At 67.8% G+C, this 12,671-nt stretch carries 12 protein-coding genes; 8 read left to right on the top strand and 4 right to left on the bottom strand.

The window, feature by feature from the left end; genetic code table 11:
* A partial coding sequence (locus D7Y04_RS29445; protein ID WP_121761427.1) for a phospholipase D-like domain-containing protein occupies positions 1-1,201 on the bottom strand: 1,201 nt, incomplete at its 3' end.
* 75 nt (positions 1,202-1,276) lie between these two features.
* The gene (locus D7Y04_RS29440) at positions 1,277-2,707 is read right to left on the bottom strand and encodes a carotenoid oxygenase family protein (RefSeq protein WP_121761426.1); all 1,431 of its coding nucleotides are present in this window, start codon (positions 2,705-2,707) and stop codon (positions 1,277-1,279) included.
* A gap of 94 nt (positions 2,708-2,801) precedes the next feature.
* On the opposite strand from D7Y04_RS29440, the gene D7Y04_RS29435 reads away from it, so the two are divergent.
* The 3 genes from D7Y04_RS29435 (at position 2,802) to D7Y04_RS29425 (ending at position 5,169) form a co-directional block, all read left to right on the top strand.
* Positions 2,802-3,542 carry a TetR/AcrR family transcriptional regulator gene (locus D7Y04_RS29435; protein WP_233601626.1) on the top strand — a complete coding sequence of 247 codons (741 nt, stop codon included), beginning with the start codon at positions 2,802-2,804 and terminating at the stop codon, positions 3,540-3,542.
* Positions 3,543-3,608: 66 nt separating this feature from the next.
* Positions 3,609-4,991: a P1 family peptidase gene (locus tag D7Y04_RS29430; RefSeq protein WP_120594956.1), complete on the top strand. Its 1,383-nt coding sequence runs from the start codon at positions 3,609-3,611 to the stop codon at positions 4,989-4,991.
* A gap of 55 nt (positions 4,992-5,046) precedes the next feature.
* Positions 5,047-5,169, top strand: coding sequence for an aminopeptidase (locus D7Y04_RS29425; protein WP_120560766.1), 123 nt, complete (start codon positions 5,047-5,049; stop codon positions 5,167-5,169).
* A gap of 37 nt (positions 5,170-5,206) precedes the next feature.
* Here the strand turns inward: D7Y04_RS29425 and D7Y04_RS29420 are convergent, their stop codons facing one another.
* Positions 5,207-5,728: a hypothetical protein gene (locus D7Y04_RS29420; RefSeq protein WP_147454485.1), complete on the bottom strand. Its 522-nt coding sequence runs from the start codon at positions 5,726-5,728 to the stop codon at positions 5,207-5,209.
* Positions 5,729-5,821: 93 nt separating this feature from the next.
* Here D7Y04_RS29420 and D7Y04_RS29415 point away from each other — a divergent pair, with 93 nt between their 5' ends.
* From D7Y04_RS29415 to D7Y04_RS29405, 3 genes are all read left to right on the top strand, one after another.
* On the top strand, positions 5,822-6,973 hold the full coding sequence (locus D7Y04_RS29415; RefSeq protein WP_120594955.1) for an AI-2E family transporter: 1,152 nt from the start codon (positions 5,822-5,824) through the stop codon (positions 6,971-6,973).
* A gap of 48 nt (positions 6,974-7,021) precedes the next feature.
* A complete protein-coding gene (locus D7Y04_RS29410) occupies positions 7,022-8,059 on the top strand; it encodes a hypothetical protein (RefSeq protein WP_121761425.1) in 1,038 nt (345 codons plus the stop codon).
* Positions 8,060-8,175: 116 nt separating this feature from the next.
* Entirely contained in the window at positions 8,176-9,927 is a 1,752-nt protein-coding gene (locus D7Y04_RS29405) for a CotH kinase family protein (protein ID WP_121761424.1), read from the top strand.
* A 45-nt stretch (positions 9,928-9,972) separates the two neighbouring features.
* On the opposite strand, the gene D7Y04_RS29400 is transcribed toward D7Y04_RS29405, so the two are convergent.
* Positions 9,973-10,740, bottom strand: coding sequence for a polysaccharide lyase (locus tag D7Y04_RS29400; protein ID WP_121761423.1), 768 nt, complete (start codon positions 10,738-10,740; stop codon positions 9,973-9,975).
* 68 nt (positions 10,741-10,808) lie between these two features.
* Between D7Y04_RS29400 and D7Y04_RS29395 the strand changes: the two genes are divergently transcribed.
* Positions 10,809-12,200 carry a DUF2380 domain-containing protein gene (locus D7Y04_RS29395; protein ID WP_121761422.1) on the top strand — a complete coding sequence of 464 codons (1,392 nt, stop codon included), beginning with the start codon at positions 10,809-10,811 and terminating at the stop codon, positions 12,198-12,200.
* A complete protein-coding gene (locus tag D7Y04_RS29390; protein ID WP_121761421.1) occupies positions 12,197-12,667 on the top strand; it encodes an NUDIX hydrolase in 471 nt (156 codons plus the stop codon). Before D7Y04_RS29395 ends, D7Y04_RS29390 begins: the two co-directional genes overlap by 4 nt.
* The last annotated feature ends 4 nt before the right edge of the window (positions 12,668-12,671 follow it).

Here is a 12,671-nt window from a genome sequence, read left to right as displayed (position 1 = left end):
CCAGGTTCTCGTCGTTGTAGCGCAGCGAGTTCTTGGACAGGTTGTGCGAGCCCGTCAGCACCATCTTGCGCACCGTCCCGTTGAAGTTCCCCGAGTAGACGAAGTGCTTGCTGTGCGTGAGCACCTCACGCGGCGTGCCGTCGCTCGTCTTCACGTTGTTGGCGGAGACGTCGTAGAGCTGGCGCAGGGTGATGTTCTTCGCGCCGGTGAGCTTCGTTTTGATGCCCGCGTCCATGTCCGTGTAGAGCACGCGCACCCGGCAGCCCAGCTTGCCAATGCGCACCAGCTCCGTGGCCACGATGACGCGACTGTCGTTGAAGTGGTTCTGGTTCACGTCCAGCGTGCAGCCCGACACGTACGTCTTGATGTAGTCCGTGAAGTTGTTCGTCACGGTGTCGCTGGACAGCTCGTTGTCGTTGCCCGTGCGCGGGAAGAAGTAGGCGGTCCACGGCGCGTTGGGGGAGCTGTAGTAACCCTGGCCCGTGGTGGGATTGTAGTAGTCCGTCGTCTTCGTGCCGCCGCGCAGGTCGTTGTGGTAGCCGACCCAGTAGTCGTACCAGTCCCAGTCCTCGTAGCTGACGACCATGTCGTTCCAGTAGTTGTTCTGGGAGTAGGTGTTGTTCCAGGAGCCCTGCACCACGACGCGCTGGATGCGGTTGCCCTGTGGATCCGTGGTGGTGGAGAAGGTGAAGATCTTGTCGTGCATGATGGTGCCCTCGCGGTCGAAGCCCGCGATGCACGCACTGCCCGCGCCCGTGCCGTTGCACCGCGTGAGCTCCAGCCTCAAGCCGTCCGGGCACGAAGCCGCCGGGGGCACGTAGCTGCTCAGGTCATGGATGACGCCGCCCGCGGAGAACTCCGAAGCGGCGCCGCCGTTCTGCTCGTCCACCACCAGCCGCACGATGACGCCCCGGCACAGCGCCGCCTTGATGTCCGCGTTCAGGTGGTCCGTCGTCCACAGGAACATGGCGATGCGGATGTATGAACCCTTGGGGCTGTTTTGGATCAGCCGGGCAACCTCGTCCTTGATGCGGTAGTCCCGCGTGCCCGTGTTGTCCGGCTGGTTGAAGACGGCGTAGAGCCCGGGCACGTTCGTCGCGCCCTGGGCCTGCTCCGCCAGGTTCGGATCCGTCTGCGCCTCGGGCTGACACCCGGTGAGCGCAAGCACCACCAGTCCTGCCACCGCCAACAGCCTTCTCATGTCCTGCCTCCGTTTCTCCGTCTCCAACCATTTAAGCTGAAATGGTATGGAAAGCGGAGAAAGCGGGAGTCAGTGTCACTTTGCGGGCGCGAAGCCTCCATGGAACGTCGGGGGCAGGGCGTGATCGAAGTGGCAGCGCGCCACGGGTCCGTCCTCCATGTGGCGCGCGTCCAGCACGGCGATGTGGGACGTGTCCGACTTCGCGTCGAACACCTGCGTGAGCACCCAGCCGTCGTCCTCGGCGCTTCCTCCGGGGCGGGGGACGAAGATGGGCTCGGAGGGGTAGGTGCCGTCGCCCAGGGACGCCGTCGTCATGCGGCCCGTGGCCACGTCCACGCGCGCCACGCCGTCGAAGAGGCCGCGCCGGGCTTCGTCGCTGCGGTGCGTGCCCACGTAGACCGTCTGGTTCTCGCGGTTCACGACGCCGGGGGCCACGCGGGGGAATTCGCAGCTCACGTCCAGCCGCTGCTCGGTGCGGAAGGTGCGCGCCTTCAGGTCCACCACCGCCCGGTGCAGCATGCCCTTCGCGTCCAGGGACGTGGCGCCGTGCACCAACTCGCCCAGCCACTGGTTCGTCGTGAAGTCGGGGTAGCGCACGTAGTCCACCACCAGCGTGTCGCCCTGCTCGTACGCGTTGCCGAAGTGCCACAGGTAGAAGGCGTCCGTGGTGATGCGCACCGGGTGCGCCACGTCGTCGATGGGCACCACCAGCACCTCCGTGCCCGCCTCCGGCTTCCACCGCAGGTTCTCCGAGTACGTGCCCATCCGCAGCAGCATGCGGAAGAGGTTCAGGCGCAGCGGTGACAGGAAGAAGACGAGGTAGCGGTCCGTGGCGATGAAGTCGTGCACCATCGTCGCGCCCGGCAGCTTCACCGTGCCCAGCCGCTGCGCCTTGCCACCGTCCGGCAGCGCGTAGAGGTCCGCCAGTGTCTCGCGGCCGTAGCGGATGCCGAAGTTGTAGGACGCCTTGCGCGACGGAACGCGGTGCGGGTGCGCGGAGAATGTCTCCACCACCGTGCCGTCGAAGTCCGTCTCGCCCAGCGTGGACAGGTCGTCCTGGGACACCTCCACCGGGATGCTGCCCTCGAAGAGCGCGTACAGCTTGCCGTTCCACGCCATCACGGACGTGTTCGCGGAGTTCTTTCGCACGTTGCGAATCTTGTGCAGCAGCGGCGTGGGCGTGCCGTACGCGCCGTAGCGCTGCGAGTGCGCCTCGCGCTCCGCCACCATGGTGGGCGTGTCCAGCAGCCGCGACGCGCCCGTCACTCCGTCCGCGCCGAAGCGCACGCCCAGCATCCCGCCGTCCCCGTCGAACCAGTGCTGGTACGCCCGGCCGTGCACGTCGAACGTCCACGGCCCCACCCGGTACAGCGAGCCCCGCAGCCCTTCCGGCACCTGGCCCTCCACCCGCAGCGGCTCGAAGCCGTGCTGGCGGGGGAGCGTGCGGAACGCCCGCAGCCAGCCCGGCGCGGAGGAGGACATCGTCTGCTTCATCGCGGTCGTCATGACGGCTCCCTTTCCAGTGCAACGTAGGGCGCGAGAGAACCCCGCGCCGCTCATCTTGTAGACACTGTAAACATTGCATGTTGTCGATGTCAACATGGATGTTGACGCTGGCAACTTCGCGCGACGGATGGTCAAGTCACGCAGGCGACAGTGGGCGCATCAGGAGGCACGGACGGTGGCGACGCGGGGCAAGCGGAAGCAGGCGGCGGAGGCACCCGAGGACAAGGGCCGCTACCACCATGGAGACCTGCGCCAGGCGCTGGTGGACGCGGCGGTGGCGCTCATCGCCGAGGAGGGCTTCGGCGCGCTGTCCCTGCGGGAGGTGGCCCGGCGGGCGGGCGTCACCCACGCGGCGCCGTACCGGCACTTCGCGGACAAGGAGGCGCTGCTGGAGGCGGTGGCGCATGAGGGCTTCCGCTCCATGGCGCGCGAGATGCGCGAGCGCATGGCCCCGCACACCGGACCCCTGGAGCGGCTGTACGCGGCGGGCGAGGCCTACGTGCTGTTCGCCATGCGCCACCCTCCGCACTTCCGGGTGATGTTCGGCCCGCACTTCACCCGGCCCATGTCACCGCCACCAGAGCCTGAAGGAGAGCAGGGCGCCTTCACGCTGCTGGTGAGCAGCATCGAGGCCGGACAGGCAGCGGGCCTCCTGCGCCCCGGCGAGTCGCGGCCCCTCACGCTCACTGCGTGGTCGCTCGTGCACGGGCTCGCCTCGCTGTTCGTGGATCAGCAGCTCGGTGAGTCCCAGCAGGGCGCGGAGGCCGCGGAGGCGCTCGCCCGAGTGCAGACGCGGCTGCTTGTCGAGGGGCTGAAGCCACCCGCACGCGGCTGAACCTTTGGGACAGTTGGTAGGGAAAGCAGGGTTGACCGTAGGAGATTGTCGGGTACGGTCGGCGCCATGGTGCGGATACCGGAAGAGAATGGGCCGAGGGTCCGGGCGCGGGAGCTGGGGCTTCCGCTGGGGCGCTTCAAGCCGGGGAAGTACAACGCCATCACCGACGTGGAAGGCGTGTTGGTGGGCCACACCACCATCATCGAAGGCTCGGGGCCGTTACGCCCCGGCTACGGTCCGGTGCGCACGGGCGTCACGGCCATCCTGCCCAACCTGGGCAACATCTTCATGGAACGCATGAGCGGAGGCGGCTTCGTGCTCAACGGCGCGGGCGAGGTCTCCGGCATGACGCAGCTCATGGAGTGGGGCCTCGTCGAAACGCCCATCCTCCTCACCAACACCATGGCCGTGGGCGCCGTGTCCGACGGCGTGGCCAACTACCTGGTCCAACGCTACCCGGGCATCGGTGACGAGCACGACGTCATCATCCCCGTGGTGGGCGAGTGCGACGACTCGTGGCTCAACGACGTCTCCGGCCGCCACGTGCGCCAGGAGCACGTCTTCGCCGCCATCAACGCCGCGAAGTCCGGCCCGGTGCAGGAGGGCAACGTCGGCGGCGGCACCGGCATGGTGACGTGCGACTTCAAGGGCGGCATCGGCACGTCCTCGCGCAAGCTGCCGGAGGTGCTGGGCGGCTACACGCTGGGCGTGCTCGTCATGTCCAACTTCGGGAAGATGCACAACCTGCGCGTGGGCGGCCTGCCCGTGGGCGAAGTGCTGGTGGAGAAGTTCAAGAACACCCCCCACCGAGGCAAGTCCTACGGCTCCATCATCGCGGTGGTCGCCACCGACGCGCCGCTCCTGAGCCATCAGATCAACCGCCTCTGCAAGCGCGTGGGCCTGGGCATTGGCCGGGTGGGCAGCTACGCGGCGCACGGCTCGGGTGAAATCGTGGTGGGCTTCTCCACCGCGAACATCATCCCCAGGCGCACCCAGAAGATGGTCTACAAGATGAAGATCCTCCTGGATCAGCGTCTGGACCCCCTCTACGAGGCCGTGATGGAGGCCACGGAGGAGGCCATCCTCAACGCCATGTGCATGGCGGAGCCCATGACGGGGGTGAATGACAACTACTCGCCAGCGCTGCCCCTGGACGAGGTCCGCCGCTTCGTGGACGCCTGCCGTCCCATCTTCGCCTCGGTGAAGAAGCGCCCCCACCAGACGAGCGCCCCGGCCTCCAAGGAGCGCCCCAGCGACGAGGACCGGGAGGGGGAGGTGACGCTGGGCAGCGCCCTGCCCACCCAGGTCCGCGGCGCGGAGGGCATTCCCTTCCCGACCCGTCCGGCCCCCAACGAACCCCCTCCGGACGGGGCGCCAGGGCCCTCGCCGGAAGCGAACGCGGCGCCTGTCCCGGGGGACCCCGAGGGTTCCTCTTCCGGGAGCCCGTAGGCTTCTGATAGGTAAGCTCCCCTTTGCTCCATTCCGGAGACCAGGAGCCACCCACATGGCCAACAGCAAGAGCAAGCACCGCCGCGTGCAGATGAAGATCCGTCAGCACTGGAAGAAGCGGATCAAGAAGCAGAAGGAAGCCGCCAAGACCGCAGCCGCCGAAGGCAAGAAGAAGTAGTTCTGCCGCCCTGGCGCCGCTCCCGGCGGCCCTGGCTTCACTGCCGGGTCGCCGTGAAGGGGCGCGCCACGTTGCATCTTTGGGCGCTGGTCCCCTGGACGCGCGAGAACTGGCCGCTGAAGTTCCCGGTCAGGTTGCTCTGGCCCAGGCCGCCGTCCTCGGCTCCGCCGGTATGGGTCGCGGTGAGGGTGTAGGTGGCGCTCACCCCGCCGTCGCCGCTGGGCAGCGGCGTGCCGATCAGCGTCAGGTCGCCGGTCGCGTACACCTGACCCGTCAGCGCCACCCCCGCCAGTGAGGCCGTGAGCGCGTTGCCCCCGGTGCGCTGGATGTTCAGCACCTCGCCGTCCGCCAGCGGCTGGACGTTCAGGTTCACGCACTCGGCGGACAGGCCCGCGTCCCCCAGGAACGTCAGCGGATACGCGCCCTCCACGGCGGGGCAGTTGTCGGTGCATGCCACGCTCTGGCTCTCGTCGCAGCCAGCGGGAGCGAGCATCAGGAAGGTGCTGGACACCACTGCGGTGGCGACGGCTACCAGGGGAACGAAACGTCCAGAAGTCATGGATGGCCTCTTGGTGAAGCGAGGAGCGGACTTCCTGGTGGGAATAACCATTCCTACGTTGCGTGCAGTCGTTCTGGGGGACGGGGTGGGGCGGTGACGGCGGGCGATTCGAAGCGGTGGTCCAATTTCATCTTCGCGGGGCTGTTCGCGCTCGCGCTGATTCTCTTTTCACGCATCCTGCTGCCGTTCCTGATGCCGGTGCTGCTGGGCGGCTTCCTGGTCGTCCTGTTCATGCCCATCCAGGACTCCTTGGACCGGCGGCTCCAGGGCCGCAAGTCCCTGACGGCCGGACTGTCCACCCTCGCGGTGTTCCTGCTGATTCTCGCCCCGCTGGCCCTGGTGGGCTGGATGGTGGCCCGGGAGGTGCTCCAGTTCGTGGGCCAGGCGCAGGACCTGTTGGATCAGGTGGACCTGCGTCACCATTTCCTCAACAGCCTGCCCCGGGGTCTTGCCCGCTACGTGCACTTCGATCCGGAGAGCTCGGAAACGGAGCGCCTGTTGATGACGGCGGTGTCGGGCGGCGCGGGGCTGCTCGCGGACGTGGTGGGCGCCGGCACGGAGCTCCTCGTCAACATGTTCCTGATGACGGTCGCCATGTACTACTTCTTCCTGGACGGCCGTCGTCTGGTGAACGAGGTGGCGCGGCTGATTCCGCTGGAGCGCCGCTACTTCGACGCCTTCTCCCACGAGTTCACGGACGTCGCGTACGCCATCATCTACGGCAACACCGTCACCGCGTTGGTGCAGGGCGCGGTGGGCTTCGTGGGGTTGCTCATCGCGGGCGTGCCGCACGCCGGGGTGTGGGGCGCGGCCATGGTGCTGGTGGCGCTGGTTCCGGTGGGAGGCACCGCGCTCGTGTGGGGGCCCATTGGCGTCATCCTCATCGCGGCGAACCGGGTGAGCGAGGGCGTGTTCCTGCTCGCGTGGGGCACGTTCCTGGTGGGCAGCATCGACAACGTCATCCGCCCCAGGCTGTGCGGTTCGCGCATGGCGCTGCACCCGCTGCTCGTCTTCCTGTCCATGTTCGGCGGGCTGGCGGTGTTCGGGATGATGGGCCTGCTGGTGGGGCCGCTCATCGCGTCCATCTTCATGGCCATGGTGCGCATCTACCGGCGCGACTTCCTGGGTCGTGCGCAGGAATCCCAGCCTGCACCCGTGGTGTCCCAGGATTCCTCGCCTTCGCTCACCCCGCAGCCCGCGCCGGTGCCCTCCGCGGCCAGCGTGGGTCACGTGATGAACGCCTGAGCTCCGAGCCTGGACTTCGCCCCGGCGCTGGGTGAACCTGACCGGAGCATGACGACCACCCGAAGCGCGAGGGTCCTCTCGGGACTGCCGCGGACCCTGGCCCTCGTCGGAGCCCTGTCGGCTCCGGCCGCGGCGGCCTCCGACGTCCTGACGCCGCCGGCCTTCCATGGCACCCGGGAGTCCCCCGCGTGGCTGTCGCTGCGGCTGGGCACCGGACCGTCAGGCAAGGCGCAGTCGAAGGTGGAGCCGGAGGTGGGCGCGCCCACCTGGGTGCGGCTCAACCTGTCCCTGACAGCGACGTGGCGGCGTTACTGCGCGCGGCCGGGCGTGGACAGCTGCGGCGCGTACGACCGGCTGCCGGAGGAGGATCAGCTCGGCGACACGTCGGACTTCACGTCGTCGTATCCGTACCTGGGGCTGGCGCTGGATGTGGAGGTGCTGCCCCTGGCTCGCGCCACCCCGTCGGTGTTGCGCGGGCTGGGGTTCAAGCTGGGGGCGCAGCGGGGCTTCTCCAATTCCGACGTGACGCTCACCGGGGACGGCGGCCAGACGCCGGTGCGCGAGGTGTCCGCCACGGACACGGCCTTCACCGCGCAGGCGATGTACCGCTACTACTTCCGCTTTGGCACGACGCGGCCGCAGCAGGGTTACGTGGGCGCGCGCGCCGGCATCCAGACGCGCGCGTTCGACGTGGAGCAGACCACGGACAACCCGCTGACCGGCACGCACCGCGTGTTCCCGTCCGTGGCGGTGGACCTGTCCGTGCCGCTGTTCAGCTCGGTGCGGCTGGACGCGTCGGGCGGGCTCCTGTTTTCGCCCAAGCCGGGGCACTCGCCGGACGCGGATGGGGGCCGGCGGGCGCTGGAGGTCCGCGACTACGGCACGTCCGTGTCCAGCTTCGGCTGGAGCGCGGAGCTGGGCGTGTCCGGGGACATCTGGGGACCGTTTGGCTACGAGGTGGCCTGGCACCTGGAGCACTTCAAGGACAGCTTCTCCGGGCCCGGCACGCTCACCGGTTGGAACAACGGAGGAGCGGCCGAGGAGACGTACTCCAGCCTGCACGCTGGCTTGATCGTGACGTACTGACCGCTGTCGGGCGTGCGACATCGCCCCGGAGCGCGGGTGTCGGCACTCCGGAACGATGACTACCCCTTGCCTCCACGGCCTGTCACAGGCCCGTGACGCAAGGGGGACGCTGCTCGGTGCGAACAAGGCGATGGTGGACGCGGGGACTGGCGGGGCTGGCGTGCTTCGCTCTGGTGGCGTGCGGCGGCGGTGACACCCCCTCGCCCATGAACGACACGCCTTCCGGCACGGACTCCGACGCGGGCACGCACCCGCAATCCGACGCGGGCACGGTGGATGGGGGCACGCAGCCGTCCTCCGACGCGGGAACGGGTTCTCAGTCCGACGCGGGCACCGGAACGCCTGACGCGGGGACGGCACCGAAGGCTTGCGCGCCCACTGCGGGCGACACTCGCTGGGTGCTGGAGGGCGAGGCCTTCACCGCGCAGGTGACGTGCGCGACGGGACTCAAGGAATCCGGGCTGCGCTTCGGGGTGAAGAACCTGCCTCAGGGCGCCACGTTCGACGAGTCCACCGCCACGCTGCGCTGGACGCCCGCGCTCAACCAGGGCGCGGTGTGGATGCTCACGCTGGAGGAGCGCACCACCGACGAGACGGGCACGCTCAAGGTGGGCGTGGCCAACAATGACAACGCGCCGGGCAAGGTCGACATCGTCGATCCCGTGGCCTACACGGAGGAGTACGGGCTGCCCGTGGTGCACCTGTTCTTCGACCCGGCCGTGGGCCTGACGTCCGGAGGCTACCGGCCCGCGGAGGTGGTGTACCGGGGCCACCGCTTCACGATGGAGGCGAAGTACCGCGGGGCCACGTCCAGCGTGTTCCCCAAGCGCAGCCTGACCTTCAAGTTCGCGGAGGACGACCTGTTCTCCGAGCCCGTCTTCGGCGACGGCTTCAAGGACCGCAAGCGCCTGGTGCTGATCACGCCGTTCAATGACAACTCATACCTGCGCTCGCGGCTCGCGTTCGACCTGTGGAACCGGCTGTCGCCCGACGCCGTGCGCATCCGCACCTTCAGCGTGGTGGTGTACGCGAACAACAAGTACCGCGGGCTCTACACGGCGGCGGACCACGTGGACAAGCGGCTGATGGAGTGGAACGGCATCGACAGCGACTCGGACCTCTTCAAGGCCGTGGACGCGGACGCCAACTTCTCCCGCCTCAAGCGCAATGGGCAGACGAAGGAGCACCTCCACGTCGGCTTCGAAAAGGACGAGGGCACGCCCGAGCAGAACCAGCCTCACGCCTTCGACACGCTGGACGCCTTCGTCGCGTGGGTGGCGGACTCCAGCGCGGACGGCTTCCGCCAGGAGTTCGGCACGAAGCTGAAGGCGCGGGACTACGAGGACTGGTGGATCTTCAATACGCTCATCCAGGGCAATGACTCGCAGGGGAAGAACGCCTATCACGCGTATGACCCCAAGGCGGGCGGCCCGTGGCGCTTCATCCCGTGGGACCTGGACGCGAGCTTCGGGCAGAACTACGACACCACGCGCACCAGCGCCACGGCGCGGCCCACCTATGCGTATGACAACCTGCTCTTCAAGCGGATGCTGGCGGAGTCCACCATCGCGGGCCCCATGCGCGAGCGCTACCGCCAGGCCCTGAAGAACGAGCTGAGCGAGGCCGCGGTGCAGGCCCTGATTGACGGCTACGTGCAGGAGCTGGGGCCGAACGCGCAGCGAGACGAGGCGCGGTGGGCAACGGAGTACCGCAACTTCGCGAAGCCGGAGGCGGGGAGCGACGGAGGGTACGGCAACTTCCCGGACTGGCACCTGCGCCAGGACTTCAAGACCCACGCGGAGGAGGTGGAATACATCCGGCAGTGGGTGCACACGCGGTGGGGCGCGTTCCAGTCACAGCTGCCGTGAGGTTGGCGGCGCGGCGGGGGGAGGACCTCGCCGCGCCCACCGGGACTACCACTGCGAAGGGTCGGCGTCGGCGAACGACGTGCCGGCTGCGATTTCGTCGAACCAGATGCTGCGGTTGGACTGGGAGCCCTGCATGGAGCCGCTGTCGTGCCAGCCATTGGCGTAGAGGCCGACGCGGAACTGGAAGTAGCGGTCGTCAGCCACGGTGGTCGCCAGATTGAACTGCTCCAGGACCTTCACGCCGTCGAACCAGAGCTTGATGTAGCCGGTGCTGTCGCTTGCCCACTTCACCTGCATGATGACCTTGTGCCATTCCCCCGCGCTCACGGTGGCCAGACTGGGGAAGGTGACGGTCTTCTGGTTGCAGACGGTTCCCTGCTTGACGCGCGTGTAGAGCTGGTTGCCGGACAGCCACACCATGGTGGACGGCATGTAGTCGTCGCAGCCGGTGTTGGAGAAGTCCGCGATGAACTGAGCGATGTTGTAGGACTGGGGTTGGAACTGCCAGTCCTGCTGCAGGCGGAACGCGAAGCCGTAGAAGCCCATGTCGCCCCGGCGGTACACGTTGTTCCTCACCACCTCCGAGTGGTACCGGCCCGTGTAGTTCGGGTCGTAGATCTGCGTGACCTTGATGGCGGTGGGGCCCTCGTAGGTGACGTTGGTGGCCTCGTTCACGGAGCCGTTGTGCTCGCGGTTGATGGAGTTCCATCCGGTGAGTGTTCCGGTGTTGCGGAAGATCTCCGCCGCCTGCGCGCTCAGCCCCAGCGCGAACAGCGACACGCTAGCGGCGACGGCGAAATGCTTGGGCTGCATTGAACGTCCTTTCCAGAATTGCTGCTTATGCCAGTTCAATAGGCGAATCTGGGATAATCCGCAATCGCATGTGCAAGCGCTGGACGCTGGGTGTGGTGCTGCTGTCCCTGGGGTGTGCCTCCGTGCCACCCGTGCGGGGGCGTGGGCGTGAGCTGCATCAGGGCTCGCGTGTGAGCGCGGGGCCCAGGTGGCAGGGCCGGTCCGGGGGAGGAGAGACGGCTCCTCCGTTGGAGTTCCGAGCGGTCCGGGACGCCATCCAGGAGGTGAAGGACTCACTGGATGGTATCGCCCGGGGGATCTCCAGGCTTGAGGACCGGGACGCGGGCATCGGCGGGCACGGCGGTGTTTTCATGCGCTACCTCGAACATGGCTCGGGGCAGGTGGCCGGGATCCGTGGCCTGCTCAATGACGCCACGTTGCTCCAGGAAGCTTCGGAGGCGGTGACGGACGCGGAGTTGGCGCAGGGGCTCCTCCGGATGTCGGGCCAGCGAATCGAAGCCGCGCTGGCCAGCGCGATGCTGTTGGCCGCGTGGCTCGACTTCCTCCAACTCGCGGATGCCGTGCTCGAGCAGTGCCCCTTCTTCAGTGTGGAGCAGCTCTTCGTGGATCTGGCCCGTGTGCAGGGGCGGATCGATCCGAGCCTGAAGCGGCTCCAGTCATTGGAGCCGGAGCAGGTGGAGTCCGCGTCGGTCTCGATGCCGGGACAGATGGGGGCCCTCACGCGCGAGTTCCAGTCCATCCGCGAAGGTGTCCGCGCATCGGCGGAGCTGGGCGGGAAGGTCGTGGCGGCGGCGCGGCTCCTGGAGATGGTCACGCTGGTGTCGTCCCTGAAGGCGTCACTGCCACGACCGCCGCCCGCAGCCCCTGTGAGCGTTGGCGTGGGGCTCGTGATGGGGTCGGGCGGCGTGATGATGGGCTCCCGGATCGTCGTCTCCGCGGAGTGGGTGGAGCGGATGCGGGCGCTCGTCCAGGCGGGCATCCTCTCCGCGCCGGTCGTCAACGCGGCGGTCCGCGTCCACGCGGGACAGGTGCTGATGGCGCAGGGCGGTCAGGACCTGCCGAAGGGTGTCCGTGAAGCGCTCGGAGAAGGGCCAGAGGTCCGAGGTATGCGCGAGACCGGCAGGGCAGGGGCCGGAATGTCGGCAGCGCCGAGGCATCACGTGATGCCTCGAGAGCACCGGGAGTGGTTCGAGAAGCGCGGCTTCAAGGGCGCGATGGATATCGACAACTTCTGCGTCCGACTGGAGCGTTCACACCATGAGGCTATCCATGGTGGGGGCGACTGGCGCATGGGTCGCACCTGGGCCGGCGAGTGGAATCAGATGGTGATGAAGGCGCTTCGCGACGCCGAGGTCGAAGCCGGCACGAGGTTGACCCGGAATGAGGTACTGGCCATCGTGGCGGTGCGTATGAAGCTCTACGACATCCCCATGAACTTCGTTCGAGGGAGCAGGCGATGACCGATGGACGTTCCTGGGAGGGCAACTGGAAGGTCCGCATCCATGAGCGGCTCCAGGAGCGCGGTTTCCAGTCGCTCACCGCGTTCGCCGAGGCGCGCCCCGCCGTGCCGTTCGTGGAACTCGCGGAGGAACTTGGCAAGGACGATATCGCGGGGATACAGGTCCTTCGCGGACTGCTTGCAGAGGCGGAGCGGAGCAAGAAGGTGACGCGTTTCGTGCGCGACGTCTTGGTGCGCCACCTTGCCCAGAATCTGCCAGATGGATGGCCAGCCGCGATGGACAGGAACACCCGGTTCCAGGTCGCCAAAGCGATCGCCTTCTGGTCCACCGATACACCTGAAACCCACCAAGCGCGGGTCGATCAGGCGCGGGCTGTCCTTCGCGCCAATCCACCACCGCCGGGCTGGCGTCCCGTTGGTCCCGATGACGAACTCCTCCTCACGTTGCTGCCGGACGAAAAAGCCTGATCCA

The organism is Corallococcus sp. AB038B (assembly GCF_003668955.1).
GTDB classification, from domain to species: Bacteria; Myxococcota; Myxococcia; order Myxococcales; family Myxococcaceae; genus Corallococcus; species Corallococcus exiguus.
The sequence above is the reverse complement of the archived record's forward strand: the minus strand, read 5'-3'. Positions and strand labels throughout refer to the sequence as shown.